Genomic DNA, 25,443 nt, shown 5'->3' on the forward strand with positions numbered 1-25,443 from the left:
CATGTCGGTCTTCCATCGCGGTGAACTCGCCGCGCAGCAACGAGCCGGTGTGCTGGACGCGGCGGCCCACGTCTCCCAGATGATCAACGACGTCCTGCCGACGGCGGCGCGTCTCTTCCTGGCCGAGCAGCCGGCCCTCGTCGTCGGCGCGACCGACCGGCGTGGTGACGTCTGGGCCACGATGCTGACCGGAGAGCCCGGGTTCATCACCGTCACCGGACCGTCGACGATCGAGGTCGCGGCGACACCCGGCCCCGGCGATCCGCTGCACGACGTGCTCGGCGGGCCGGCCCGGGTCGGCATGATCTCGGTCGAACACGGCACCCGGCGCCGCATCCGGATGAACGGCGACGCCTGGCCGGTGCCCGGCGGCCTACGCATCGACCTGGAACAGGTGTATGCCAACTGCCCCAAATACATCCAGAAGCGGGCACCGCGACGGGAAGCCGTCACGCCCGGTGCGCCGTGGACCGGCGATCAGCTCACCGACGGTGACATGGCCTCCGTCAGCACGGCGGACACGTTCTTCGTCGCCACCGCCGACGCGGACGGGAACGCCGACGCCTCGCACCGCGGCGGCAATCCCGGGTTCGTGCAGGTGCTGAGCCCGACCCGGCTGCGGTGGCCGGACTACGCGGGCAACGCGATGTTCAACACGTTCGGCAACCTGGAGGTGAACCCGAGGGCCGGGCTGCTCCTGCCGGACTGGGCCACCGGCACCCTGCTGCATCTCACCGGAACCGGGGTCGTCGACTGGGACCCGGACCACGCGGCGGCCGTGCCGGGTGCACAACGCCTGGTCGACTTCACCGTCAGCGGGGTCACCCGGGTCGACGGGGCGTCGCCGCTGCGCTGGAGCACTGCGGAGATGTCCCGCTTCAATCCGCCGGCCCTCACTCACTGAACCCACCGCCGCTCCCCCGCTTCAAGGCGCCGGCTGCCTGACCGGCCTACTGATGCGCCGGTCTCAGCCGGGCCCCACGCCGCCGGACCCGCCCGTGGGCGGCCGGCCCCTTCATCGACCCATCTCTTCATCGGCCACCTGCTGATCGGCCCGCCTCTTCGTCAGCCTGCTTCTCGTAACCGGCCCACCTCCTGTTGACCGGCCCGCCTACTGTGCCGAGCCGTGGACGTCGCTCTTACCTTTCTCGCTGAAGCCGACGCACGTCAGCCGGGTGCGCTGACCGGACTCTTCCTGCACGGATCGCTGTGCTGGGGTGAGTTCTTCAAGGGCAGCGACGTCGACTTCGTCGGCGTGTGGGACGAGCCGCCGGACCTCACAGCGCTGGCCGAGGCCCACGAGGCGACGAGGGCCCGCCACCCGGAGGTGACCTTCGACGGGTTCCACTGCTCGCGCGCCGACCTGGCCGGCCCGGCGCGCGAGGTGGGGCCCCGCCCGGTGTTCTTCCAACACACGTTCGACCCGGCGGGGACCACCGACATCAACCCGGTCACCTGGCACGAACTGGCCGAACGCGCCGTCGTCATCCGCGGCCCGCTGCCGCCGGTCCACACCGACCGGGCCGCGCTGCGCGAGTTCACCCGGGACAACCTCGACACCTACTGGCGGGGCTGCCTCATCACGATCGAACAGGCCGGCGTCGACGCGGTCGGACGGCACGACGAGTCCGTCCTGTGGGTGGTCCTCGGTGTCGCCCGCTTGCATCACCTCCTCGCCACCGACCAGCTCACCTCCAAGAGCGGCGCGGGCCGGTACATCACGAACTCCCTGGACCCTCGCTGGCACCGCCTCGGCGCCGAAGCGCTGCGGCTACGCGAGCGCCCCAGCGACCCGACGCTCTACGACGACCCCGTGCGGCGCGGCGAGGAGACGCACGCCTTCCTGCAGTGGGCGATCGACGACGCTACCTAGGAAGCGTCGTCCAATCGGCGGTCAGATAGGTCTCGTACCCGATCACGGCCGGCACCCGGACCGCGAGTTTCCCGGCATCGGTCGTCAGCATCTGCTCGTAGCCGAGCAGCACGCCGGTGACGGGGTCGACGATGAGGGTGTGCCGGGTCGGCAGGCCGCTGTGATCGGTGGTGACGGAGAAGGCGGTGCCCGTCCGCCCGGCACGATCGGTGACCGACCCATCGAGGGTCAGGCCCGGCAGCTGCGCGACCACCCGCAGGACCGCGGCCCGGACCGCCGGAGTCAGCAGCCGCTCGCGGGCCAGGTCGGTGACCGCCACGATCGTCTCGTAGGGCCCGTTCTCCCGCGGGTGGCCGACGTGCAGCCACGCGTCGACGTCGCCGGTGGGTGGCAGGTCGGCCCACATCGCCGGGAACTGCCCGGCCCGATAGTCCTCGGATGTGGGATCCAGGCCGTCGCCGAACAGGTTCTGCGCCCGCCACAGCCACTCACGCCCGGTCGACGAGAACTGTGGCTCCTCGAACCGGGTGGCCCGCCGCCCCGAGTTGTCCGGGCCACGCCACGACTCGAGGCGCGACGGGATGACCGCCGACCTCACATACTCCCCGTCGACCTGCGTCCACAGACCCCACGACTGGATGACCAGGTGCTCGTAGTCGCCGACCCGCGCCGGGTCTGGGGCGGCGGCCGCCTTCGCCGCGATCGCGGTCAACGCGTCCCGCGCGGAGCCGTCACCCCCCGAATACCGCAACAGGGGCGGAGTCGCCGCGAAAGCCGGCTGCGGCACCGACACGAACTGCAGGCCCGCCAGCACCAGGGCCAGCAGGGCGGCGGCGGCCATCACCAGACGACGGCCGACCGGACGCGCCCGCCGGGCCTCCGTGGCCTGCGCGCCGGCGAGAATGCGATCGAGATCGGCCCGCCGGTCGTGCGGGCCGGTCAGCGGAGGCCCGCCGGCGGGGTCGGCAGGACCGAGCAGCCGGCGCACGTCACGGGTCAGGGATGGGCTCACGATGGCTCTCCTCTCAGGGTGGTCAACGGGGCCGGACCGGTGGGCGACAGCGCCTGCCGCAGCCGGGCACGGGCCCGGTGCAGCCTCATCGCGAACGCCGGCAGCGAACAGCCGGCCGCCTTCGCCGCCTGGCGCAGGGTCAGGCACTCCCACGCGACCAGGCGCAACGCCTCCGCGTAGGGCTCCGGAAGGCCGGCCAGCGCCGCCGCCAGGCTGACCCGGCCGGCCACCTCGTCGGCATGATCATCGACCTGGAACTCCCCGTGATCAGCGGCTCGCACGGTCAGCGCCGCACGACGCCCGGCGCCCCGGAACTCGTTGGCCAGCACCCGGCGCGCCGTCCCATACAGCCAGGGCAGCGCGTCGTCTGGCACCTCCGGGAGCCGCCGCCAGGCGACGAGAAACACCTCCGCGACGACGTCACGCACCGCAGCATCGTCGAGACGACGACGCACATATCGCTCAACGGCGTCGTAGTGCTGCTCATACAGCACCGTGAACCGTTCCTCTGACTTCGCCATTCGACCTCCTACCCTGCCTGTGTCCGGCACCGCGCGGATGTTCACCGCCGATTCCGGGAAGATTTCGAGCCCTCGGAGGTACGCGCCACACCTCCCCGCCGGTCCTACGCGAGGAAGGCGACCCTCACCGCCGAAACGCGCTCAGCCTCGTTTCAGCCGGTCCGGACGCAGCACTGGTTGCCGGCTCGACTCGGCCGACCAGCGCGCAAGGCCGTTTCGGGGGCCCGAATGCGGCGCTCGTCGCCGGCCCGGTTGCGTCGGCCGCCGTGCAGCGTCGTATCAACGCGGGGATACAGCGTTGGGTGTGTCGGCTCCGCCTGAAAACTGACCACGTGGTTCCGCGTGAATCGGGACCACCTCCGGAAGCATCGGGAGGTGGTGAACGTGGAGGACTGGGCAGAGATCCGGCGGCTGCGTCGGGCGGAAGGGATGACGATCCAGGCCATCGCCCGGCGGTTGAAGGTGCCACGGAACAGGGTGAAGAAAGCGCTGGCGTGCGCTCCGAGACGATCATGTGTGTGCGTGACCCCGAGGATTGGTTCGCACGACGACGATCGTGTGCCCCTGTCGGCGCCGGCCTCGGACGCGTGGGTCAGCGGCCGCCAGGTCCCACCCCGGCGACTCGTCCCGGCAAAGGCCGACGTGCATCGCACCTGGCGGACCGCCTCGGGCAGGGAGTTCGCCCACGACCGCGAACAGTCGGCAGCAGCGGCAAGCCGCCGCACCCGGCCGCGTTTTCAGCCGGCTGCGACACGCTTCACGAAGGGAGCGCGGCGGAGCATTTCACCCAGTAGACGGGCGGTTTGGGATGGTTCAGTCGTCGAAGGGCAGGGTGATGCCGCCGCCGCCGAGGCCGGCGTAGATGTGTGGGTTGCGGGTCATCACGTCGGCGCCGCACTCCAGGGCCAGCCACGCGGCCAATGCGTGCGGATAGCTGCCGACGACCCGGTGCACGCCGGCGACCATCCGCCAGTCGTCCGGGTCGTCGACCACCAGCTGAGCCGCGGCGTGGCCGATCAGGATGTCGAGCCACCCGAGCTCCTCCTCGGTGATCAGCGCGGCGGCCTCGACCAGGCACGGCAGCGGGACGAGGACACAGCCGCCCTCGATGTCGATCTCGGCGAGCAGCTCACCCACGGCGATGCTGCCGCGGGCGAAACCGGTGATGGCGCTGGTGTCGAGGATGAGAGCGACGGGACGGGGACCTGGCAGGTCGGTCACGCGGCGCGCAGGCGGGCGAGCAGAGCGGCCCGGGCACCTGGGTCACGACGGGCCCGGGCGGCGGCGAGTGAACGGCGGGCCCGGTCGAGGCCCTCGGTGGTGACGGGACGCCCGTTTTCGGCGAGCACGTCGACGAACGGCCGGCCGTCGGTGTCGGGGTTGCTCATGCCGCCAGAGTACGACCCGCCCAGGCGACGTGGCCAGTTCCGCGATTCAGCCGGCGTTCAGCATCTCCTCCAGACGAGGCTGAACGTGGAGCCGCTCGTCGAGTCGAGGGTGAGAACGTTGCGCCCGCCGGCTGCTCCCGACCGTACCCTCAACTCGATGTTGACGTTGAGGTTGCGCCTCTGGCCACACGGCTGGTAGATCAGGTCTCTCGTGGCGACCTTCTTGACGCGCTGCCAAGGGCCGCTCAGCGGGCCGGTGAACGCCTGGCTGACCCGGCCCGTGCGGCTGTCTCCGGCCCAGTAGAACGAGGTCACCTGGGTGGCGGACGCGCCGCTGCGCAGGGTCGCCGAGCCGGTGCTCGCGATCCGCGAGATCGCCCAGGTCCAGCCCTTGCGGGCGGACACGCTGAGGGCCAGCTGGCAGTTCTTCCGGAAATCGAGAGCGGAGGCGCCGCCGCCGGCGGAGGCGGTGAACGCACGGTAGGTGACCTTGAACGACGCGCCGCGGGCCGAGGCCGACACGCCGGTGGTGCCGGCCGGGCACCCGGATCCGTTGGCGGAGACGACCGTGACGGTGACCTTGCCCGGCGGCGGCGCGGACGCCAGGGACGACGACGGCACGACCGCGGTCGCGGCCAGGGAGGCCAGCAGCGCGGTTCCGGTGGCGACGGTGTGGAGCATGGCGACCTCCCAGGTCAGACGGTGGGGAGCGATGGCGGCCCATGCACTCAACGTACGTTTCGCCGCGTTTGCCCACCGTGCTCACCGCCGATTTTCGGCCGTGCGGGGGATGCCCGGATGGCCCGCGCGTCCCGGAACGGATGACAGGGACACCCTGGGCGCCGCGCTGTCACCGTGCTGACACCTTTCGTTCTCTACAACGGACTCGGCACAGTTTTTCCGACGGAGAGTCGAGGACCGGATCATGAGTGAGGCGACGATCGTCGTCGACCGGGTGCGCAAGCGCTTCGGGTCGGCGCAGGCGCTGGACGGGATGTCGTTCGCCGTCCGGGCCGGGCAGGTCACCGGGTTCATCGGGCCGAACGGCGCGGGCAAGTCCACCACCATGCGGGTGATCCTGGGGCTGGACCGGCCCGACGCGGGTGCGGCGCTGGTCGGCGGGCGGCCGTATCGGTCGTTGCGGCGGCCGCTGTGCCACCTGGGGTCGCTGCTCGACGCGGGGGCGCTCCAGCCGAGCCGGACCGCCCGTAACCACCTGCTGTGGATCGCGCACTCGCAGGGGCTCGGCGCGGCCCGGGTGGACGCGGTGCTGGAGCAGGCCGGGTTGCGGCAGGTGGCCCGGCGGGCCGCCGGCGGGTTCTCGCTCGGCATGCGGCAGCGGCTGGGCATCGCGGCGGCGCTGCTCGGCGACCCGCCGTCGCTGATGCTGGACGAGCCGTTCAACGGCATGGACCCGGAGGGCATCATCTGGATGCGCGGTTTCCTGCGGTCGATGGCCGAGCAGGGGCGGGCCGTGCTGGTGTCCAGCCATCTGATGAGCGAGCTGCAGGACTGCGCGGGGCGGGTGGTGATCGCCGGCCGGGGGCGGGTGATCGCCGACATGGCGGTGGCCGATCTGCTGCGGTCGGCGTCCGGGGGCCGGGTCACCGTGCTGACCGACGCGCCGGAGGCGGCCGGTGTTCTGCGGGCCGCGGGTTGCAAGAGGCCCGCGACGAGGTGCTGCGTCTCGGCGCTGCCCAGGAGCGACTGCTGGACGCCCTGTTCGCCCTGCCAGCGGCGAGCAGGGGGCGGCGGCCCGTCGACCGTGCGACCTCGCCGACCTGACTCGCGCGGTCCTGCAGTCCCGCTCGCCGGCCCTGAGCGCCGGATCCGCCCGCTGCCCCACGTCACTCGCACCCGAGGCCGGCACGATCACGGAGCCGCACACCGCGACGACCGACGCGAAGCAGGACCCGCACACGGACACGAACAACACGATCACGGAGCCGCACACCGCGACGACCGACGCGAGACAGGCCCCGCACACGGACACGAACAACACGTTTGCTGGGCCGCTCACCCTCACGAGCAGGCTGGGTCCGGCTCCGGTCGCGGCCGATCCGCGGCTGGTGCAGAGTCTGATCACCAACCTGATCGACAATGCGGTTCGGCACAACGTGCCCGGCGGGCGCGTCGAGGTGGAGACCACGTCGGCCGGTGGCGCGGGCCGGATCGTGGTCCGCAACCCCGGGCCGATCGTGCCGGCCGCCGAGATCGATCGGCTGTTCGAGCCGTTCCAGCAGTTGCGCCGCGAGCGGACCCGGCACGGTGACGGCCACGGGCTGGGCCTGGCCATTGTGCGGGCGATCGCTGCCGCGCACCATGCCACGCTGACGGCGGCTGCCCGGCCGGCGGGTGGCCTCGACATCACCGTGACGTTTCCCTGATCCGGGTTCGGCGCCGAGCCGACCTCGGATTCCCCGAAACCTCGAAGACCGAAGTCGCGGGAGTACTTGCGGCATCAGGGTCTGCCGGCCGCAGCAGCCATCCGGTGAGAAGATGCGGCCCGGCCGGGACGGCCCTCCCCTCACGGAGCTGATGTTCAGGACGACGCGAACACCCGCCACAGGTCGGTGTCCCGCTCACGCTTTCCGCGGCGACTCCGGCCGACGATCGGGGCCGGATCGGATGGCCGGCCTCAGGAGAAGACCGAGACGGTCCCGGTGGGCAGGTCGGGCGAAACAGGCATGGCGAGGGTGGACGGCCGGGGACGGCCTGCGGGATGGGACTCAGAGGAGATCTGCTGGAGTACCGGCGGGTTTCGTCGGCCCAACCACGGTGTCCGCATTCGCACAGCTATCTCGGATCTCGGACTCGTCCCTGGTCAGAAGCCCCGTGCGATGTAGGCCCCGAAGTCGACCGGGGGCGGCGGGACGGTCGCGTCGGGGCACGTGGGGTCGGGGACGCCGACGATCGGCGCTTGCCGTGGCCATTGCAGGAGGTAGTAAACGGTCCGGCCGGTGCTGTCGATGGCCTGCCGCAGCGCGCCGGCCGCGGTCGGGTCGTTGTTGAACACCTCGCCGATCGTCCAGCCCTGCTTGGTGTAGCCGTACTGGTTCATCATGTTGTGTGCGGTGGTGAACAGGGCGCCCTCGTCGACCCCGTTACGACGGTAGAAATGGAAGTCGAACAGGTATGGCGGATTGTTCCCGTACACCTTGGGGATGTTCTGGATCCGGCCGGCGTAGCCGATGGCGGAGAACCCGACGGTGTCTTTCTTGTCGAAGGCGTTGGTGTAGTCCTTCCACAGCCGCTGTGTGTAGGTGAGCAGGAGCGGCTGGAGGTCCGTCGGGACCGCCTCGTTGCACAGGTCGATCCGGTAGTGGATGCCGGAGGCGGCGATGATCGGGCGCAGGTTGGCGATGAGGTTCCAGTTCTCCTGGTAGATCTCGTCACTCCAGGCCGTCCAGTTGTATGCGGCGTTCTCGCCGATGGGCATGAACGCCACCTGGATCTCGACGAAGCCGGCGTCCTTGATGGCGCGCAGCAGATCGGTCAGGTTCTGCCGGTTCGCGGCGGAGATGTTGCCGCCGGTGGAGTCCATGCAGGTACCGGTGTCCGGGCGGCGCCGGTGGATGATGTGCACCCGCAGTCGTGCCTGGCCGGCCGCACGCATCGCGGCGAGCTGACTGCGGATCAGGTCGGGGGCTTTGTGGAACGAGTTGACGACGCCGTACGGTTCCCGGTTGCAGCCGTCGATCTGGTACCAGCCGTAGTTGGACCCGCCCCGGGAGGTCGCCTCGGTCGTCGCCGCCCGAGATGAGCCTGCCGGCCAGCCGACGAGCCCGGCCGCCGCCGACCCCAGCAACACCCTGCGACGCATCGCGCCACCCCTTCCGCTCGTCGCCTCGACCCGAACCGGTCGCGACCCGGTCTGGCGAACCGGCCGACCCTGCCTACGACCCGGAGAAGGACCGGCCGGCGTGGATCCCGATCAAGGTATAGCGAAGCGCCCGCTGTTGTCCGTCCCGTGCCGGGATCGCGAGGCCCGCTCGCGGGGCGGGTCCGCACAGTTCCCGATCAGCTTGCCGTACCTCTCCGGACGACCGGGGTCGGGCGGGGCCGCGAGAGGGGCGGGGTTCAGGAGAGAGCCGGCACGGTCCAGGTGTCCAGCCATGTGGGGATCTCGGCCGGGGGCAGCGGGCGGCACATCAGATACCCCTGCGCCTGTTCGCAGCCCATCTCGCCGACCGCGGCCAGTGTCGCCTCGTCCTCGATGCCCTCGGCGACCACCGTCAGGTCGACGGCGTGCGCCAGGTCGATGATCGCGCCGACGATGGCGCGGCCCCGGTCGGTGGTGAGGATGCCGGCGGTGAAGTTGCGGTCGATCTTCAGTTCGTCCAGGGGCATCGACTGGAGGTAGCTCATCGAGGAGTAGCCGACACCGAAGTCGTCGATGGAGATGCGTACCCCTTTGTCGCGCAGCCGGGCCAGGGCGCCGGCCGCCGCGGACGGGTCGACGATCAGGAACGACTCGGTGATCTCCAGGGTGAGCAGGCCGGCCTCGGCGTCGTGGCGGCGCAGCGCGTCCTCGACGCGGCCCGGAAATCCGCTGTCGCGCAGGCACGCCGCGCCGACGTTGACGGCGATCGGCAGGTCACGGCCGTCGGCGCGCCACCGTTTCTGGTCGCCGAGGGCCATGTCGAGGACGGCGTCGGTGAGGGCGAGCATCAGGTCGCTCTGTTCGGCCTCGGGCACGAATGCCTGCGGTCCGAGGAGCCCGCGGATGGGGTGCCGCCAGCGGACGAGGGCTTCGATGCCGGCCACCGCCCGGTCCGGCAGACTGACCTTGGGCTGGTAGTGGAGTTCGAGTTCGCCCCGGTCGATGCCGCAGCGCAGGTCGGCCAGCAGGGTGAGCTGTTCGAAACTGTTGTCGTCGTTCTCCACCTCGTATCCGGCGACGCCGAGGTGGTTGCGTTTGGCGTGGTACATGGCGACGTCGGCGTGTTGCAGGAGTTCCTCGGCGGAGCTGCTGGGCGTCGGATAGTACGAGTAGCCGATGCTGCCGCTGATGTCGACGGTGAGCCCGCCCAGCTCGGCGGGCCCGCACAGTTCGGTGAGCAGGCGTTCGGCGACCGCGCCGGCGTCGGACAGCTCCTCGACGTCGGCGAGCAGGACCGCGAACTCGTCGCCGCCGAGCCGGGCGACCAGGTCGGCGGGCCGGGTGGCGTTGCGCAGCCGGCGGGCGACCTCCATCAGCAGCAGGTCGCCGGAGTGGTGACCGAGGGTGTCGTTGACCTCCTTGAACCGGTTGAGGTCGAGCAGCAGCAGGCCCACGCCGGGCCCGCCGCGGTCGGCCTCGGCGATGGCGGCGGCGACCCGGTCGGTGAGCAGCCTGCGGTTGGCGAGCCCGGTGAGCCCGTCGTGGGAGGCGCGGTAGTCGTTGTCGGCGGCCTGCCGTTCGGTGCGTTTCTGATAGGTGAGCAGCACCAGACCGCACAGGATCACCAGCAGCAGGTCGGCGATGGAGAGGACCTTGACGGCGATCAGCTGGCGGGCGATGTCCTGTTTGGCGTCGCGCAGCACCACCGAGATGCTCAGGTTGTTGCGGGCCACGTTGACCGAGGCCTGCCGGCGCAGGCCGGAGGCGCTGAGGGCGGCCTGTTTGGCGAACTTGAGGGTGCCGGGCCGGTCGCCGGCGGAGGCGGCGTCGATCAGGTTCCGCAGCGTCCAGGTGTATCCGCCGTACGCGTTCTGCAGGGCCATCGCCTGCCGGGTGTCCTGGTCACCGCCGTTGGCCAGCAGCCAGCGCAGGTTGGGCTCCGCCGATCCGATCGAGGAGAGCAGCGGCTGCCGGTCGTTCTGATCGGGCGAGTCGAGATAGTCCTCGAGCAGCTCGTACTCGATGCTGATCTTGAGATAGATCTCGTTCCACTGCTGGCTGGCCTGCTGCGTGGCGGCCGCGGTGTCGGCGGCGCGCGCGGCGGACTGGCTGCTCACCACCGCCATCGCGGCGAGCAGGCCCAAACCCACGGTCAAAGCCACCACAGCGGTACGGGCGACCGCGCGCCGTCGTAACCAATCCCGCATGGGAACCTCCCGGCTTCATATCGGCCGGGTCACGGCGTCTTTGAGCACTCAGGCGAAGTGATCCTCTGCCGATGGGACTCCGGTGAGACTCGGAGGCGCCGCGGTGGCGGCAATGGTGCTGCTCGGAGCCTGCAGCGACGAGCCGTCGACGGCTCCCCCACCCGCGGTGCTCGTGGTGGCCGGGCGGCAGGTCGACTTCGTGGCGGAGCTGTCGGCCGGGTTCTCGGACGGCGTGCACCGGGTGTCCGGGGTCTCGTCCCAGACCACCGGCCCAGGGATCGTCGACAACGCGGCCGAGCTGCGCACCATTCAGGGCTATCTGACCGGTGAGCGCGGGTCCCTGACGCTGTTCACGTTCGCCCCGGAGTTGTTCGCCGACTCCCTGGACAAGGCGGCCGCGGCCGGGACGCCGGTGATCGCGCTGCACTCGGTGCCGGCGCCGGGCTCGCGGGTGCCCCTCTACATCGGCAACGACAACCGGCAGCTCGGGACGTGGCTGGGCGAGGCGATGGCGAACCGGATGCCGGCCGACGCGAAAGGGGTCGTGATACTCGGGTCGCCGCATCCCGGGATCAGTGTGCTCGACGATCGGGCCAGCGGCGTCCGGGAAGCGCTCCAGAGGCTGCGGCCGCAGGTGACCGTGATGGGCCCGTTCGACACCAAGCAGCCCCCGGCCCCGAACATGCAGGCCTGGCGGACGTTGCAGGCGGCCAATCCGGACGCGCTCGCCTTCGTCGGGGTGGGCGGTCAGGACGCCCACAACCTGGCCCACCTGCGCGAGCCCGGGACCACCCGGGTGGACGGCGGTTTCGGCACCGACTCGGATGCGCTGAAGCTGGCCCAGGACGGCTCGATGCTGCTGGTTTCCACCGAGCCCTATCTGCAGGGCCTGCTGGCGGGAGCGTTGCAGGCCCGGCACGCCAAGACCGGCGATCCACTGCCGACCGGCTGGCTGCCGACTCCCGGCATCCTGATCAATTCGTCGAACGCGGCGCGGGTGATCGCCCGGCAGGCGACGCCGGCGGCCAAGGAGGCCTGGTTCAAGGCGAGCGCCGACATGTTCCTCGACGATGTGGACAGCCACATGCGGTCGATGGACGACGCGCGCTGACCGGTCAGTCAACAGTGGACGGCCCGTGCGGGCGGGTCATCAGTTGACCCCGAGGGAGGCGGCGGTGGCGCGTCCTCCCTCGACCGCAGCGGTCCACGCCTGCGCGGCGGACGTCGAACCCTTCTCCACCTCGTCGAGCGCGAGGACGAACGACTCGTGGATCTTGCCGTCGGCCGGCGCCTCGTACACCCGGTGGGCTTTGCGGGCCGATTCGGCGAAGATGCCGACGGTCTTCTGCCCGCCGAAGAACGGGTCGGGCTGCAGCAGCGCCGGCATCTCGAAGGCGGCGGTGGCTGCCGGGAAGAGCCCGGCCTCGGTGAACGCGACGGCCTGGTTGTCCGGCGCCAGGATCCATTTGATGATCTCGAAGGACAGTGCGTGGTCGCTGCTGCCCTGCGGGATGGCCAGGAACGAGCCGCCGTAGTTCGCGCCGATCGCCGGGCCGGACGCGACCCGCCACTTGCCGGAGGTGTCCGGGGCCATGCTCTTCAGGTCGTAGCCGAGCCAGGACGCGCCGAGGGCGGTGGCGACCGTGCCCTCGGCCAGGGCCTTGGCCCAGCCGTCGCCGTCGGTGCCGGCGATCCGCGCGACCAGGTCGTTCTCGATCAGCTGGACGCTGAGGTCCCACGCGCGTTTGACGTGCGCCTCGCCGCCGATGTAGTGGTTGGTCTCGTCGATGTAGCGCTGGGTGCCCTGCCACAGCATGATCGTGTAGAGCTCGCTGCTGTTGCGGACCAGTTTGACCGACGGGAGCGCCTTGACCAGCTTGCGCCCCATGGCGATGTAGTCCGCCCAGGTCTGCACGGCCGCCGCCATCTTCCCCGGATCGTCGGGCAGGCCGGCACGTTCGAAGAGGTCGGCGCGGTAGAAGGTCGCGGTCGGCCCGGTGTCGATGGGGAAGCCGATCTGCCGGTTGTCCGGGGAGGCGGCCTGCTGCCACTTCCACGGCACGTACTGGCTCATCAGGTCGTCGGCGCCGAGGGTGTGCAGGTCGGCGAAGAGGTCGGCGCGCGGCACCAGGGCCGCGACCTCCTCCCCCTTGATCCCGACGATGCCGGGCAGGTCCGTGCCGGCGTTGAGGATCTCCATGAGCTTGTCGCGGTACGTGCCCTCGATCTGCACGGGGTCGAGCTCGGTGCGGTCGGCGAACTGTTTCCTCGCCCGGTCCAGCACCTCGCTGCTGAGTCCGCCCGACCAGTAGAGCAGGCGCATCCGGTTGCTCTCGGCGGTCGCCGTCTCCTGACGGCAGCCGGCCAGTCCCCCGGCCGCCCCGGCCAGCCCCAGCAGGAGTGCAGCCCGCCTGGATATAGGTAGCAAAACGGCCCCTTTCGCCTCGTTGACGGTAGCACTCAGTGACCGTCCGCTGGCCCCGGTGCGCCGTTTAGGGGCGTAGCGGCTCCCCGGCGGCTACGCGCCGGTATTGGTGGTGAAGCAACGGTGGGCAAGTCAGGGAGACCCGCAGCGCAGCGCCATGCTGAGCCGCACCGAGCTGCTCCAGCACGCCACGAGTCTCGACGCCCCGACCATGCAGCAGGTGGAGAGCACGATCGCCGAGACCGACGCCGCGCTGGCCGGGCAGATGGCGTCGTATCGGCTGAACGCGGCCGATCCCGCGCTGGTGGACGCCCTTCTCTCGGACTGGGCGTCGGTCGCCGACATCCGGGACCGGGTGATGCTGCCGCTGTCGCGGGGCAACAGGGCGGCCGAGTTCCAGAAGACCCTGGCCGAGCAGTACACGCCGGCCGTCGACAAGGCCCTGGAGAAGCTCGGCGGATCGTTCGACGCCGAGGGGACGCCAGGCCGCCGCCCGCGCCGACGGGGCACAGGCCGCCTACCGTACGGCCCGCACGATGATCGTCGTGGCGCTGCTGGCCGGCGGCCTGCTGGCGCTCGGGCTCGGCATCGTGACCGCCCGGCAGATCGTCGGCTCGGTGCACCGGGTCTCCGACGTCGCGAGAGCGCTGGCCAGCGGCGATCTGACCCGCCAGGCCGCGGTCGCGTCCCGGGACGAGCTGGGCCGGATGGCCGCCGACCTGGACCAGGCGGTGACCTCCCTGCGCTCGACGGTGACCCTGGTCGGGCAGAACGCCGTCGAGCTGGCCGCCTCCAGCGAGCAGCTGTCGGCCACGAGCACGCAGATCGCCGCGGCCGCGGAACGCACCAGCGCGCAGGCCGGCACCGTCTCGGAGGCCGCCGAACGCGTCGACGCCAACATCGCCACCGTCGCCGCCAGCTCCGAGCAGATGGGCGCGTCGATCCGGGAGATCTCCGCCAACTCCAGTGCGGCGGCGCGGGTCGCCGCCGAGGCCGTCGACGTGGCGGCCACCACGACGCGGACCATCGGCCGGCTCGGCGAGTCGTCCGCCGAGATCGGCAACGTGGTGAAGGTGATCACCGCCATCGCTGAGCAGACGAACCTGCTGGCCCTCAACGCCACCATCGAGGCGGCCCGGGCGGGCGAGGCGGGCAAGGGCTTCGCGGTGGTGGCCTCGGAGGTGAAGGACCTGGCCCAGGAGACGGCGCGGGCCACCGGCGACATCTCCCGGCGGGTGAAGACCATTCAGGCGAACACGGTCGGCGCGGTGGAGGCCATCCAGCAGATCACGAATGTGATCACCCGGATCAACGACTTCCAGACCACCATCGCGTCGGCCGTCGAGGAGCAGACCGCGACCACGGCGGAGGTGACCCGCAACATCTCCGCCGCCGCCACCGGCGCCCGCGACATCAACGAGAATGTCGCCGACGTGGCCGAGGCCGCCCAGACCACCGCCACCGCCGTGACGGAGGCCCAGGCGGCGACCGAGGAGCTGGCCCGGATGAGCAGCAGCCTGCAACGGGTCGTCGCCCGGTTCATCACCTGACCGCGGCGGCTGTCAGATCGCCGTCAGGCGCCACAGGTTGTCGGCCGTGCCGTTGTCGGGCTCCTGGACCACCTGGGCGCCCCAGGCCGTGGCGCCGTTGAGGACCGCCAGCAGCTTCCCGCTGTTCACGTTGCGGATCTTGTAGAGGCCGTTGCCCTGGTCGAGCAGCGTCCAGCGGTGGTCGGCGGTGCCGTTGTCGTCCCACTGCAGGACCACGGCGTTGTCGGCGGTCGACATGTCCTGCACGCCGAGGACCTTGCCGCTGTTGGCGTTGCGGAACCGGACCGCGTCGCCGTCGGTGATCCGCGTCCAGCTGTGGTCGAGGGTGCCGGTGTCGCCCCACGTCACGGCGAGCCCGCCGTTGGCGACCGACATGTCCTTGACGCCGAGGACCAGGCCGGTGGCGTTGTTGACCAGCTTGTACGCGGGAGTCGTCAGCCAGTAGACGGTGTAGTTGATCCCGTGCGCGTCGTAGAACGGCACCAGGCCGACCGTCGAGCCGCCGGCGGTCGCGGAGGTACGGGTCACCGACGACACGGCCAGCGACGGCGGGCTGGTCAGCGCCGTGTCCCCGTAGTTGCCGGCGAGCACCGTCGGTCCGTACGTGATGGCCTGCAGTCCGGGGTTGTCGTTGGCCGGGCGCAGCACGATCCGCATCGGCAGGCGCACCACTATCGTGTCGTTGGCCGCCCAGGTCCGGGTGATCGTGGTGTACGTGCCGGGCGCGCCGGTGGTGACCGCCGTGCCGTTGACGGTGACGGCGGCGCCGCTGGTCCAGGCCGGGATGCGCACCCGGATGCTCCACGAGCCGCTCATCGTGCCGGTGAGCTTCAGTGTGGTGGTGTCGCTCTCCGGGAACGTGGTGGTCTGGGTGACCGTGATGCCGCGCTGGGTCCAGGTCAGCACCGACGGCGCGAACAGGTTCACCGTGAGCGTGGTGCCGCTGTAGTGGTAGATCGACTCGGCGAGCCGGGTGTTGACCTCGACGCCGGTGCCCTGGCAGCACCAGAACGTGCCGTAGTCGGTGCTCCACGTGCCGCCGCCCCAGGCCGGGCCGACCCCGCGGCGGCCGCCCGGGCGCAGCGGCGTGAAGTAGGTGACGTGGCCGTAGGGCGACGCCGGGTTCTGCGCGCCGAGGACGTGGTTGAGCAGCGCCTGCTCGTAGTAGTCGAAGTAGGCGGCCCGGTCCGGCTCGGTCAGCCACAGCTCGCTGGTCAGGCGCAGCATGTTGACGGTGTTGCAGTGCTCGCAGGTGTCGTTGGTGAGGTATCCGGCGATCGCGCCGGCCGGGCGGAAGTGCTCGGCCTGGCTGTTGCCGCCGATCGCGTAGGTGTGCGCGCCGACCGTGATGTTCCAGGCGTTGCGGGCGATGTCGCGGTATCGGGTCGTGCCGGTGGCCTTGTACTCGCGGGCCGCGCCGATCCACTTCGGCACCTGCGTGTTGGCGTGCAGTCCGTTGAGGCTGTCGGTGCCGGCGGCGAGCGGGTCGAAGACGGCCGCGTGGTCGAAGCGCCGGGCCACGGTCAGCCAGCGGGAGTCACCGGTCTGCTGGTACAGGTCGGTGAGGACGGCGTTCATCCCGCCGAACTCGGTCTGCAGCATGGCCTGCATCTGCGCGGTCGTCAGCGCGGCGGTACGGGTGTCGACCCACGCGGCGAGCTTGAGGACGACGTCGCGGGCCTGGGTGCCGCCGATGAGCCGCCACACGTCGAGCAGCCCGGCGAGCGTCTTGTGGATGCAGTAGTACGGCACGTTGCCGTTGGTCAGGGTGCGGTTGTGGACGGCCGTGATGTCGGCCTCCGGGAACCCGGACAGGTACCCGTTGGCGGCCTGGCACTTGGCCAGCTCGGCGACCATGTAGGTGGCTTTGTCCCGGCAGACGGTGTCGCCGAGAACGGCCCAGGCCTGCGCCCACGCGGTGAGGAAGTGGCCCTGCACGTGGCTGCGGAACGGGAACGTGGGCGCGTCCCAGCCGCCGTTGGCGGTGGCGCCGCCGGTGGACAGGCCGTGGTTGGCGCGGAAGACGTAGAGCAGCCGGTCGACGTCGACGAAGCGGAGGTAGGCCAGGGTGCGGCTCTGGTTGTCCATGAGCCGGCCGGCGGTGAGCCGCACCTGGCCGAGCGGGAAGGAGTAGGCCGAGACGCCGGTCTCGGCGGCGGCAGCGGGGAGACCGGGCATCACGGACAGGGCGGCGCCACCGACGGCGGCGCCCAGGATGCTGCGGCGGGTGAGCGGGAGCATGGCTCTCCTCAGTGGGGGAACGGGGAGATTTCGCCTGTGTTACGCGCCACATGTTATCGATAACAATTACTGTGTCAAGGCTCCCGGATTCACCCGCCGACCGGCGATGTGATCGCTCTACCCGCCGCTCACCGTCCAATCCTGAACATCGATCTGGCTGCCGCCGTGGCGCGGGGCGAAGAAACTCAGCGTCCCCAGTGTCCGCAGGCGCTGGTGGTCGATCAGCGGGTCGGAGTAGTAGATCGCCGTCGACGTGTAACGGATCACCCAGTCGGTCCAGCCGGACGCCTTCGACGCGGTCTGGATGTGCAGCTTGCGGGTGCTGGAGTCGCCGCTGACCACGTACAGGTTGTCGCGGGCGTCGACCGCGATGTCCCCGCGGGCCGAACGCTCCAGGAACGGCGTGTACGTCTGGTGCCACACCTTGCTCGCCTTGTCCCGCCAGTAGTGCACCAGGACCGCGGACTCCCGGGCGGCGGTGAAGTCGGTGTTGTCGGCGGCCGACGCGGGCAGGTGCGAGGCGAGCACGTGCACGATCCCGGCCGCATCGACGACCTGGGACTCCTGGTTGATCAGCCCCCGGTTCTGGCCGATGCCCCAGACCCTCAGGCCGGCGGCGTTCGACGCGAGCGGGGTGCTGCCGGTGGTGGCGACCACGGTGCCCGCGTTGTTGCGCCAGGTCCGGCCCTTGTCCTTGCTGTACGCGTAGAAGATGTCGTGGTTGGTGCTAGCGTTCGAGGTCTCCCGGACCGTCCACGTGACGTGCAGCAGCGGCGCGGCCGGATCGACGTCGTCGTACTCGATGCCGAACAGGTAGGCGTTGTTGCCGGCCGTGGTGCCGTCGAGGAACTCGCCCAGATACGACCAGGCCCCGGACCGGTACTCGTAGAGGACCTCGTCGCCGGTGCCGCTGTAGCCGGTGCGGATCGCCAGTTGCAGGGTGCCGTCCGGGTGGGCGAAGAACTGCGGGTACGTGACGACGTCCATGCTCGTGCCGGTGAGTTTCGTCTGGACCGTACCGAAACTGCTCATGGACCAGACCGCGCTCGCCGGCGCGGAAGCCAGACCGGCGATCGACCGGCGATAGCGGAACTGCGACGAGTGCGTGTCGAAGGCCAGGTGGATGGTGCCGTCGGACGGGGCGATCCCGATGCTGATCGTGTTGTGCGAGTCGGTGGACGTGGTGACGTAATCGGTGAGCCGCAGGTTCGACCAGGCGCCGGAGGGCAGCCGGCGGCGGGACAGGTTGACGTAACCGGCCTGATCCCAGAAGGCCGAATACTGCCAGCCGTTGACGGTGACGATGCCGTCCTGCTGGAACGACTCGCCGTTCATGTAGCCGGTGTAGGTGAGCGCGGTCCGGCCGCTGGTGGTAAGCACAGTGGTCGAGGCCGGCACGACGGCTGGCGCGGCGGCCGCGGCCGGGACGGCGGCGAGCACGGCGGCCAGGGCGGCCGGCAACCAGGGGATGAATCGTTTCATGGATCCTCGCAGGGGGATGTGGGGAGGAGCGAGCGGTGCCCGAGACGTTAAGACCCGGTTTCACGCTCGTCAATGACCGGCCCCGGCATTGCGCCGGCTCGAAGATCGAAACCGTTGGGAGCGGTCGCCCGGGCCACTTGCGGGGACGACGGCCCTCCGGCACCATCACGCCCGTGGACGATCTTGTCGAGCTGTTGCGGCTGCCACCCCTGGACCGGTCGCGGTGGCGCTCGACCGACTGGGCCGCGACCGAGGCGGCGCTCGGGACCTCCCTGCCGGGCGACTACAAGACCTTCATCGATGCATACGGGCCGGGCGCCATCGACGATCACCTGCTCGTGTGTGCCCCGGACGCCTCCCCCGGCTGGACCGACCTGGTCGACAACAACGCGGTGGCGCAGGAGTCGTGCCGCATCTGGTTCGGCGGCGACGCGGACGGGGCGTGGCCTCTGGGCGACTCCGCACACTGGGACGGCGATGACGTCCCCGACTGGTTCGAGCCCGGCGACGACCTGGTCTCCTGGGGTGGCACCCCCGACGGCGACTTCCTGTTCTGGCACATCAGACCCGGTGTCGCCGCGGCCGACCATCCGGTGGTCCTCCGTGAGCGAGGCCCCTTCTTCGAACGGTTCGAGGCCGGTTTCGCCGCCACCCTCACGGGCCTGCTGACCGGCGCGATCTCATCCCGCTATCTGAGCCGGTGGCTGACGGCTCCCCATTCCTACGGCCTGGCCGGTTCCCGGGACTGACGGCCCGTCCCGGACACGCGGGCAACCCGCGGCATCAGGTGGCGGGCCGGTGCTCGCGGAGCCATTGCCCCGCATCGCGCTCGCGGCGGCTCACCGGCGCCGCGGCCAGCTGCAGCCGGCACCACCGGCCCAGGCCGGCGGGAAGCGCCTCGACCTGCGACGACCGCAGCCGGGGATGGTGGACGACGAGCGCGCCGTCGGCCATGGTGGCCAGCGCACGGTACTGACGCAGATCACCGGGACCGTCGGCGTGGAACCGTGTCTCGTCCGGGCGGCTCGGGCGCAGGATGTGGCGGGCGTCCGGGTGGAGGTGCTGGGCGAACGTGCCGGACTCCGGCGCGCCGGCCTGGCGGAGGAGCCGGACCAGGGCCGGAGTGTCGACGGCGGTGAAGGCGCCGACGTCCCGGGGCAGCTGCCACCGCCGCCAGGTGGGCCGGGTGGCCGGTGGCGTGGCCGGCGCGGGAAGGCGTGGCGCCTGCTCGAGGAAGGTGAGGTCGAACCCGCCCTCCTGGAGCCGGGTGCGCATCCAGTCCTGTTCGAACTCGCCGGCGGTCTGCCATGTCCAGACGAGGGGGTCGTGGTCACCGGCGGCTCGTGGCCGTTCGCCGCCCGGAAGGTTGTGGCAGACGTCGGCGATCAGCCTGATCTCGGCGAGATGACCGTCGGGGTGTCTCGACGTGCCCGGGCGGGTGGCGAGAGCCCGGATCTCGATCATGGCGTGGTAGAGCAGCAGGTCGATCGCCGCCCGCCGTTGATCCCTGGACCAGGGTGCGCCGGATCTGCCGCGAACGCCCACCCGCGCAAGATACACCGGGGCCGACAACGGGACGGCTGCCGGTTGAGGGGTCGTCCGGTTGCTGCCCGAGCCGCGGTAGCCGATCAGCCGAGGACAGGAAGGCGCCCGGTCAGCGCGGGCGCCTCGGCGCGCTGCCGGGGGCCGGCCTCGACCCGGCCCGCGCCGAGCAGGACGACGACGTCGTCGGGCCAGCCGGCCGGGGCGGCGACGGCCAGGGCCTCGACCGTCTCGCGGGCCAGGCGCAGCGCCGCCGGCGCGGGCGGCGGCACCGGCAGGTCGCGGGCCAGGTCGAGCTGGTGGACGGCCAGTTCGACGGCCCAGGTGGCCAGGAAGTCACCGGTCGACAGGACGTGCCCCTGGAACCGGACAGCGCCCGGTTCGAGACGGTCCGCCGCCGCCCGGACGCCGGCGGCGGTCGGCAGCAGGTGCCGGACCGCGCCGGACGGCCGCCGGTAGGACGAGGCCAGCAGCCGGATGAACCGCATAGCCGCGAGCTGGTCGTCCTCGTCCGCCCGGGGCGTGGACCGCCAGTAGGTGGCGGCGTCGGTGCCGGGCGTCTCCTCGGTGCGGGTCACCAGCCCGAGGAGCATCTCCTGCAGGCCGAGGTGCACATGCACGATCACGTCCCCGGCGGTCCACCCGGTGCAGCGGCTCGCCGCCATCAGGTCGAGGTCGGACAGTCCTTCGGCGACGGTGACGAAGTCGTCGAGCGCCGTGCGGAAGGCGGCCAGCGCCGGTTCGTGGTCGACGTTCATACCGTGGACGATCTCACGGGACGGGCCGGCCCTACACTGCCGGGCGTGACGTGGACGGCGTACGAGCAGGGCCGGCTGGCTGTCGACCGCCGCGACTACGGGGTGGCCCGGGAGCTGCTGCGCGAGGCCGGCGCCGATCCCGCCGCGATGCTGCTGCTGGGACAGCTGGCCGGGGCGGGTCTCGGTGGTCCGGTGGATCCGCAGGAGAAGCAGGGGTGGTACGAGCGGGCCGCCGCGACCGCGCTGCCGGCGGACATCGACGGTGATCCGGACGACGAGATCCGCGAGGCCGGCCGGCCGGCTGTCCGGGCAGCTGACCGACGCCGAGGTCTTCCTGGCCCGGCGGCGGGCGGCCTGATCACGCCGTGCGGTCGTCGAGTTCGTCGTCCCAGTGGCGGCGCAGGACGGTCGGCATGTCGTGGCGCAGCGCCTCCCGTACCCCCTCGTGCTCCTGATCGGTCAGGGCCAGCGCCGGGAAGGCCCGGCCGATCTCGGCGGCGAACGCCGACCCCCGGCGGGCCAGCGTGGGCGCGGCGGCGAGGTAGGCCGGGATGTACGGGGCGACCAGCTCGCGCTGCGACGGCGACCAGAGGCCGGCGGCCAGCGCCCGGAACCGGCGGACGGACACGCCCGGGTCCTCGGTCATCGCCGCCCACGCCTCCGCCTTCGCCGACTCGGAGGGACGGGCGGCGAGGGCGGTGAGAGCGCCGAGCGCCCCGTCGGCGGTGTCGTCGCGCCGCCGTTCGGCCTCGATCCCGGCGGCGTCGAGGCCGCCCAGCTCGGCGAGGCGGTGCACCAGCGCCCAGCGCAGCTCGGGGTCGAGGGTCAGGCCCTGGTCGGTGGCGTTCGCGGACAGCCAGCGCCGCAGCAGGGCGGTGTCGGCGGTGGACCAGGCGAGGCCGCGGGCCAGGGCGACGGCACGCTGCTCGTCCGGCTCGCCGGTGGTGGCGCAGGCGGCCGCGACGACGGCGAGGGCGTCGGGCACGGCGGCGGCCGGCAGGGTGCGGTGGATCAGGCGGTTGCGGATGCGGGTGAGGGCCGCACCGATCAGCGTCGGCGACGGCTCGTGCGGCAGTTGGCGGGCCAGCAGCGGCAGCGGGTCACGGTCGAGCAGCTCCGGCCAGAGCACGGCCCGGACCAGCGGGTCCGGCACGGTGGTCAGGCCCTCGGTGAGGGCGTCGCGGGACTGCTGGTCGAGGTCGAGGCGGGCGAAGGTCTCACCGTTGGCGTTGGGCACCACGACCAGGCCGGACCAGTCCGGCAGGACCAGCGGTTCGTCACCGAGGTCGATCAGGCGCGAGGCGACCGGTTCCAGCTCCGCGGTGTACGCCGAGACGGTGAACCGGTGCGGGCGGACACCGACACGGCTCAGGGCGGGAACGCCGTCACTGCGGGTGACCCGGATCGTGTCGTGCCCGGACCGGCGCAGCCACACGTCGGCCCAGCCGCGCACGTCACGTGGCGAGGCCGCGTCGAGGGCGGCCAGCAGGTCCTGGAGGGTGGCGTTGCCGAACCGGTGGGCCGTCAGGTGCGCGTTGACGCCGGTCAGGAAGTCGTCCTCACCCAGCCAGGTCACCAGCTGGCGCACGGTGGCGTTGCCCTTGCCGTACGAGATCTCGTCGAAGATGGTCGTGGCGGTCGCGGTGTCGGGGACGTCCGCGCTGTCCGGGGCCACCGGATGGGTCGACCGGCGCCGGTCGGCGTCGTAGGCGCCCGGTTTGTGCAGCGCCTCGAAGGACACCCTGGTCCCGGTGCAACCGGCGGCGGTCTCGGCCACCTCGAAGCCCATGTAGTCGGCGAACGACTCGTTGAGCCAGGCGTCCTCCCACCACACCGGCGACACCAGATCGCCGAACCACATGTGCGACATCTCGTGGGCGATGACCATGGCCCGGCGGCGGCGGTCGTCGTCGGTGACCCGGCCGCGGGGCAGCATGAACTCGTTGAACGTGACGCAGCCCGGATTCTCCTGGGCGCCCCAGTTGAGCTCCGGCACGAACACCTGGTCGTAGGAGTCGAACGGGAACGGCTCGGTGAAGACCCGCGCGAAGTGGTCGTAGCAGGCCTCGGTGACACGGCGCAGCTCGGCGGCGTCGCGGTCGAGCTCGGCGGCGAGCGACCGGCGGGCGTGCCAGCCCATCGGCACCCCGGCGTGCTCCCAGCGCACCGAGTGGAACGGCCCGGCCGCCACCACGAACAGGTCGCAGGCGATCGGCGGGGTGGTCGCGAAGGCGCCCGGCCCGGTGGGCACCCCGTTGGACAGCACCGTCCACGCCGGGTCGGCGGCGACGGTGAGCGTGATCGGCGCTTTCAGGTCGAGCTGGTCGAAGCAGGCGAACAGCCGCTGGGTGATGTCCAGGCCGAGGTAGCCGCCGACGTAACGCTCGCCGTCGGCCGGGTCGGTGAAGGTGTGCAGGCCCTCGCCGTCGGTGACGTAGGACAGGCGGGCGTCGACGATGACCTCGTGCTTGCCGGGCGCCAGGTCGTCGAGGACGATGCGGACGCCGTCGTACGCCGGGGTGATCGGCGTCCCGTCGAGGACGACGTCGAGTGTCCGGGCCCGGTGCAGCTCCAGGAAGGTGCCGCCGCCGGTGGTGGTGAACCCGATGACGGCACGGCTGCGGAAGTCGTCGGTGGAGGTGACGTCGAGGGCGAGATCGTAGGAGATCTCGGAGAGCGCGGCGGCCCGGGCACGAGCTTCGTCAAGAGTCAGCGACACCCGGAAAGTATCCCTAAACCGGCGCGGGATAGTCCACGTACGCGAAACGGGCCGAGTCCGGCGACCAGCTGTTGACGTTGACGGTGCCCTGGCCGCCCCGCAGCGTGACGACGGTGCGGGCCGCGCGCCAGTCGCCGTCCTCGACCAGGCGCAGCTCGACCGGCAGGCCGGCCGGGTGGCCCTGGGTGCCCGGCGGATAGCTGAGGTAGAGGGCGTGCCGGCCGTCCGGGGCGAAGTGCGGGAACCAGTTGACCCGCTCGTCGAAGGTGAGCTGCTCCACGCCGGCGCCGTCGGGCCGGATGCGGGCGATCTGGGCGTGCCCCGGGGAGAACCGCTCGGTGTTGAAGTAGAGCCACGCGCCGTCCGGGGTGTACTCGGGCCCGTCGTCGACGCCGCCGGGCTGTGTCACCCGGACCGTGCCGGACCCGTCGGTACGCACGGTGAGCAGGCTGGCGGTCGACCAGTCCGGCCGGTCGACACCGACGTACGCCAGGGTCGTGCCGTCCGGGCTGACGCCGTGCAGGAAGTGCCGCCGGTCGTCGGAGGTGATCCGCCGGGCGGCGCCGCCGCGGATCGGGGCCTCGTAGAGGTGGCCGTCGTTCGCGGACAGGAAGATCGTCTCGTGGCCGGGGGCGAGCACGTGGTCGTTGTTGAGCTCGGGGACCCCGTCGAGCGGGATCCGCCGCGGCTCCCCCGCGCCGTCGGCGGGCAGGGCCCACAGCAGGCCGTCGCCGTTGAGGACCAGCATGTCGCCGGCGGTCCAGTTCGGCGCCTCGAAGTGCACCGACGTGCTGGTGTGCACGAGGGTCCGCTCGCCGGTGGCGATGTCGTAGGTGTGGATGCGGCACAGCATCGGCGGTTACCTCCAGCGCGCGGGACAGGACCCGATCAAACCATGGACCGTGCTGCGGTATGTTCCGGCGCATGTCGACACGTCCGCGGCTGCTGGACGCTCCGGCGGAGGTCGTCGCGGCTCTCGGCGCCGCCCTGGGGTCGGCGGTGGCGCGGGAGGTCCCGGCCGCCGCCGGGTTCACGCCGGCCGTCGCGTCGGTGGTGGCGCTCGCCGACGGGCGGGAGGTGTTCGTCAAGGCGAGTGACGACCCGGGCCTGCACGAGGGCCTGCGCAACGCCGTCGACTGCGACGCCGCCCTGACCGACCGTTCGCTGGCGCCGCCAGTCTTGGCGTCCCTGGCGTGCGGCGCGTGGCGGGTCGTGGCGTGGGCCCGGCTGCCGGGCGGGCACGTCGGGCGGTGGTCGTCACGGGACGTGCCCGCCGTGCTCGATCTGGCCGCCCGTCTGGCCGCCGCCACCCGGCCGTGCCGGGTGCCGGGGACCGTGCCGTTCCCGCACGCCTTCGCCGGCCGGATCGGGACGTTCCAGGCCCTCGTGTCCGGCGGGCGGCCCGGACCGGAGGTCGATCACCTCGCCGGGACGCCGGTGTGGTCCGGCCTCGACCCGGTGCGGCTCGCCGCGCTGGAGGCCGGCTGGCCGCTGCTGGCCGAGGGCGGCCACCGGCGCCACGGCCATCTACACCACGGTCATCTGCACCACGGTCATCTGCACCACGGTGACGTGCGCCGGGACAACCTGATCCGGGGCACGGACGGCCGGCTGCGCCTGCTCGACTGGACGCACCGCTGGACCGCGCCGGGCTGGGCCGACCTGGTGCTGCTGATGCCCGACCTGATCCGGGACGGCCTCGACCCGGAGCCGATCCTGGCCGCCTCGGTGTGGGCCGGCGCCCCCGCCCACGAGGTGAACGTGCTGCTCACCGGCCTGCTCGGGTACTGGTTCAACGCCGGGCACCGCCCGGACCTGCCGCACGCGCCGGGCCTGCGTGCCCTCCAGCGCGCCCAGGGCTCGGCGTGTGCGTCGTGGCTGGCGACCCGCCTGTCGCGGTGA

The 25,443-nt window shown here is 71.7% G+C and carries 22 protein-coding genes and 2 pseudogenes; 9 read left to right on the forward strand and 15 right to left on the reverse strand.

Annotation, left to right across the window (positions count from 1 at the left end; genetic code table 11):
• Position 1: 1 nt before the first annotated feature.
• Together BM290_RS24255 and BM290_RS24260 are read left to right on the forward strand one after the other, a co-directional pair.
• On the forward strand, positions 2-904 hold the full coding sequence (locus BM290_RS24255; protein WP_093617843.1) for a pyridoxamine 5'-phosphate oxidase family protein: 903 nt from the start codon (positions 2-4) through the stop codon (positions 902-904).
• A 222-nt stretch (positions 905-1,126) separates the two neighbouring features.
• Complete coding sequence (locus BM290_RS24260) at positions 1,127-1,873, forward strand: hypothetical protein (RefSeq protein WP_093617845.1); 747 nt, start codon at positions 1,127-1,129, stop codon at positions 1,871-1,873.
• Here the strand turns inward: BM290_RS24260 and BM290_RS24265 are convergent.
• Together BM290_RS24265 and BM290_RS24270 are read right to left on the reverse strand one after the other, a co-directional pair.
• On the reverse strand, positions 1,866-2,885 hold the full coding sequence (locus BM290_RS24265; protein WP_093617847.1) for a CU044_5270 family protein: 1,020 nt from the start codon (positions 2,883-2,885) through the stop codon (positions 1,866-1,868). The genes BM290_RS24260 and BM290_RS24265 overlap by 8 nt on opposite strands.
• A complete protein-coding gene (locus BM290_RS24270) occupies positions 2,882-3,406 on the reverse strand; it encodes an RNA polymerase sigma factor (protein ID WP_093617849.1) in 525 nt (174 codons plus the stop codon). The genes BM290_RS24265 and BM290_RS24270 overlap by 4 nt, the downstream gene beginning before the upstream one ends.
• 375 nt (positions 3,407-3,781) lie before the next feature.
• Here BM290_RS24270 and BM290_RS47500 point away from each other — a divergent pair.
• Positions 3,782-3,901 (forward strand): annotated as a pseudogene (locus tag BM290_RS47500) (helix-turn-helix domain-containing protein); the annotation flags it as partial.
• A gap of 318 nt (positions 3,902-4,219) precedes the next feature.
• Here BM290_RS47500 and BM290_RS48565 read toward each other — a convergent pair.
• The 3 genes from BM290_RS48565 to BM290_RS24280 are packed head-to-tail and all read right to left on the reverse strand — an operon-like array spanning position 4,220 to position 5,475.
• A complete protein-coding gene (locus tag BM290_RS48565; protein WP_093617851.1) occupies positions 4,220-4,627 on the reverse strand; it encodes a hypothetical protein in 408 nt (135 codons plus the stop codon).
• Positions 4,624-4,794, reverse strand: coding sequence for a hypothetical protein (locus BM290_RS48570; protein ID WP_177319864.1), 171 nt, complete (start codon positions 4,792-4,794; stop codon positions 4,624-4,626). Before BM290_RS48570 ends, BM290_RS48565 begins: the two co-directional genes overlap by 4 nt.
• Before the next feature lie 57 nt (positions 4,795-4,851).
• The gene (locus tag BM290_RS24280) at positions 4,852-5,475 is read right to left on the reverse strand and encodes a DUF4360 domain-containing protein (protein WP_093617853.1); all 624 of its coding nucleotides are present in this window, start codon (positions 5,473-5,475) and stop codon (positions 4,852-4,854) included.
• A gap of 313 nt (positions 5,476-5,788) precedes the next feature.
• Between BM290_RS24280 and BM290_RS50010 the strand changes: the two are divergent.
• Both BM290_RS50010 and BM290_RS50015 read left to right on the forward strand, forming a co-directional pair.
• Positions 5,789-6,139 (forward strand): annotated as a pseudogene (locus tag BM290_RS50010) (ATP-binding cassette domain-containing protein); the annotation flags it as partial.
• Positions 6,140-6,863: 724 nt separating this feature from the next.
• Positions 6,864-7,181, forward strand: a complete 318-nt coding sequence (locus BM290_RS50015; RefSeq protein WP_239143658.1) for an ATP-binding protein — start codon at positions 6,864-6,866, stop codon at positions 7,179-7,181.
• 437 nt (positions 7,182-7,618) lie between these two features.
• On the opposite strand, the gene BM290_RS24295 is transcribed toward BM290_RS50015, so the two are convergent.
• Together BM290_RS24295 and BM290_RS24300 are read right to left on the reverse strand one after the other, a co-directional pair.
• Complete coding sequence (locus BM290_RS24295) at positions 7,619-8,617, reverse strand: hypothetical protein (RefSeq protein ID WP_143133918.1); 999 nt, start codon at positions 8,615-8,617, stop codon at positions 7,619-7,621.
• A 257-nt stretch (positions 8,618-8,874) separates the two neighbouring features.
• Positions 8,875-10,767, reverse strand: coding sequence for a putative bifunctional diguanylate cyclase/phosphodiesterase (locus tag BM290_RS24300; protein ID WP_239143683.1), 1,893 nt, complete (start codon positions 10,765-10,767; stop codon positions 8,875-8,877).
• A gap of 169 nt (positions 10,768-10,936) precedes the next feature.
• Here BM290_RS24300 and BM290_RS24305 point away from each other — a divergent pair, with 169 nt between their 5' ends.
• Positions 10,937-11,935: a sugar ABC transporter substrate-binding protein gene (locus BM290_RS24305; RefSeq protein ID WP_093617861.1), complete on the forward strand. Its 999-nt coding sequence runs from the start codon at positions 10,937-10,939 to the stop codon at positions 11,933-11,935.
• Between the two features lie 39 nt (positions 11,936-11,974).
• Here the strand turns inward: BM290_RS24305 and BM290_RS24310 are convergent, their stop codons facing one another.
• Positions 11,975-13,252 carry an extracellular solute-binding protein gene (locus tag BM290_RS24310; RefSeq protein ID WP_143133919.1) on the reverse strand — a complete coding sequence of 426 codons (1,278 nt, stop codon included), beginning with the start codon at positions 13,250-13,252 and terminating at the stop codon, positions 11,975-11,977.
• 129 nt (positions 13,253-13,381) lie between these two features.
• A complete protein-coding gene (locus BM290_RS24315) occupies positions 13,382-13,687 on the reverse strand; it encodes a hypothetical protein (RefSeq protein ID WP_093617864.1) in 306 nt (101 codons plus the stop codon).
• Positions 13,688-13,785: 98 nt separating this feature from the next.
• Between BM290_RS24315 and BM290_RS24320 the strand changes: the two genes are divergently transcribed.
• Entirely contained in the window at positions 13,786-14,799 is a 1,014-nt protein-coding gene (locus BM290_RS24320) for a methyl-accepting chemotaxis protein (protein ID WP_093617866.1), read from the forward strand.
• Positions 14,800-14,811: 12 nt separating this feature from the next.
• On the opposite strand, the gene BM290_RS24325 is transcribed toward BM290_RS24320, so the two are convergent.
• On the reverse strand, positions 14,812-17,040 hold the full coding sequence (locus BM290_RS24325; protein WP_093617868.1) for a beta-L-arabinofuranosidase domain-containing protein: 2,229 nt from the start codon (positions 17,038-17,040) through the stop codon (positions 14,812-14,814).
• A gap of 117 nt (positions 17,041-17,157) precedes the next feature.
• Positions 17,158-18,522, reverse strand: coding sequence for a BNR repeat-containing protein (locus tag BM290_RS24330; RefSeq protein WP_093617870.1), 1,365 nt, complete (start codon positions 18,520-18,522; stop codon positions 17,158-17,160).
• Between the two features lie 173 nt (positions 18,523-18,695).
• Between BM290_RS24330 and BM290_RS24335 the strand changes: the two genes are divergently transcribed.
• A complete protein-coding gene (locus BM290_RS24335; RefSeq protein WP_093617872.1) occupies positions 18,696-19,271 on the forward strand; it encodes a hypothetical protein in 576 nt (191 codons plus the stop codon).
• 34 nt (positions 19,272-19,305) lie between these two features.
• Here the strand turns inward: BM290_RS24335 and BM290_RS24340 are convergent, their stop codons facing one another.
• The 4 genes from BM290_RS24340 to BM290_RS24355 all read right to left on the reverse strand — a co-directional run bounded on the left by BM290_RS24340 (position 19,306) and on the right by BM290_RS24355 (position 24,394).
• On the reverse strand, positions 19,306-20,067 hold the full coding sequence (locus BM290_RS24340) for a hypothetical protein (protein ID WP_239143657.1): 762 nt from the start codon (positions 20,065-20,067) through the stop codon (positions 19,306-19,308).
• Between the two features lie 83 nt (positions 20,068-20,150).
• Entirely contained in the window at positions 20,151-20,822 is a 672-nt protein-coding gene (locus tag BM290_RS24345) for a maleylpyruvate isomerase N-terminal domain-containing protein (RefSeq protein ID WP_093617874.1), read from the reverse strand.
• Positions 20,823-21,180: 358 nt separating this feature from the next.
• The gene (gene pepN / locus BM290_RS24350) at positions 21,181-23,541 is read right to left on the reverse strand and encodes an aminopeptidase N (RefSeq protein WP_093617876.1); all 2,361 of its coding nucleotides are present in this window, start codon (positions 23,539-23,541) and stop codon (positions 21,181-21,183) included.
• A gap of 13 nt (positions 23,542-23,554) precedes the next feature.
• The gene (locus BM290_RS24355) at positions 23,555-24,394 is read right to left on the reverse strand and encodes a TolB-like translocation protein (RefSeq protein WP_093617878.1); all 840 of its coding nucleotides are present in this window, start codon (positions 24,392-24,394) and stop codon (positions 23,555-23,557) included.
• Positions 24,395-24,465: 71 nt separating this feature from the next.
• Here BM290_RS24355 and BM290_RS24360 point away from each other — a divergent pair, with 71 nt between their 5' ends.
• Positions 24,466-25,443, forward strand: coding sequence for an aminoglycoside phosphotransferase (locus BM290_RS24360; RefSeq protein WP_143133920.1), 978 nt, complete (start codon positions 24,466-24,468; stop codon positions 25,441-25,443).

Source organism: Actinoplanes philippinensis (genome assembly GCF_900113015.1).
Lineage (GTDB): Bacteria > Actinomycetota > Actinomycetes > Mycobacteriales > Micromonosporaceae > Actinoplanes > Actinoplanes philippinensis.

What these genes read in the sequence shown, in the direction of transcription:
- BM290_RS24255 (WP_093617843.1), top strand. Translation starts at nt 2, where the DNA reads ATGTCGGTCTTCCATCGCGGTGAACTCGCCGCGCAGCAACGAGCCGGT.
- BM290_RS24270 (WP_093617849.1), bottom strand. Translation starts at nt 3,406, where the DNA reads ATGGCGAAGTCAGAGGAACGGTTCACGGTGCTGTATGAGCAGCACTAC.
- BM290_RS48570 (WP_177319864.1), bottom strand. Translation starts at nt 4,794, where the DNA reads ATGAGCAACCCCGACACCGACGGCCGGCCGTTCGTCGACGTGCTCGCC.
- BM290_RS24280 (WP_093617853.1), bottom strand. Translation starts at nt 5,475, where the DNA reads ATGCTCCACACCGTCGCCACCGGAACCGCGCTGCTGGCCTCCCTGGCC.
- BM290_RS24295 (WP_143133918.1), bottom strand. Translation starts at nt 8,617, where the DNA reads ATGCGTCGCAGGGTGTTGCTGGGGTCGGCGGCGGCCGGGCTCGTCGGC.
- BM290_RS24305 (WP_093617861.1), top strand. Translation starts at nt 10,937, where the DNA reads ATGGTGCTGCTCGGAGCCTGCAGCGACGAGCCGTCGACGGCTCCCCCA.
- BM290_RS24320 (WP_093617866.1), top strand. Translation starts at nt 13,786, where the DNA reads ATGATCGTCGTGGCGCTGCTGGCCGGCGGCCTGCTGGCGCTCGGGCTC.
- BM290_RS24325 (WP_093617868.1), bottom strand. Translation starts at nt 17,040, where the DNA reads ATGCTCCCGCTCACCCGCCGCAGCATCCTGGGCGCCGCCGTCGGTGGC.
- BM290_RS24330 (WP_093617870.1), bottom strand. Translation starts at nt 18,522, where the DNA reads ATGAAACGATTCATCCCCTGGTTGCCGGCCGCCCTGGCCGCCGTGCTC.
- BM290_RS24345 (WP_093617874.1), bottom strand. Translation starts at nt 20,822, where the DNA reads ATGAACGTCGACCACGAACCGGCGCTGGCCGCCTTCCGCACGGCGCTC.
- BM290_RS24355 (WP_093617878.1), bottom strand. Translation starts at nt 24,394, where the DNA reads ATGCTGTGCCGCATCCACACCTACGACATCGCCACCGGCGAGCGGACC.
- BM290_RS24360 (WP_143133920.1), top strand. Translation starts at nt 24,466, where the DNA reads ATGTCGACACGTCCGCGGCTGCTGGACGCTCCGGCGGAGGTCGTCGCG.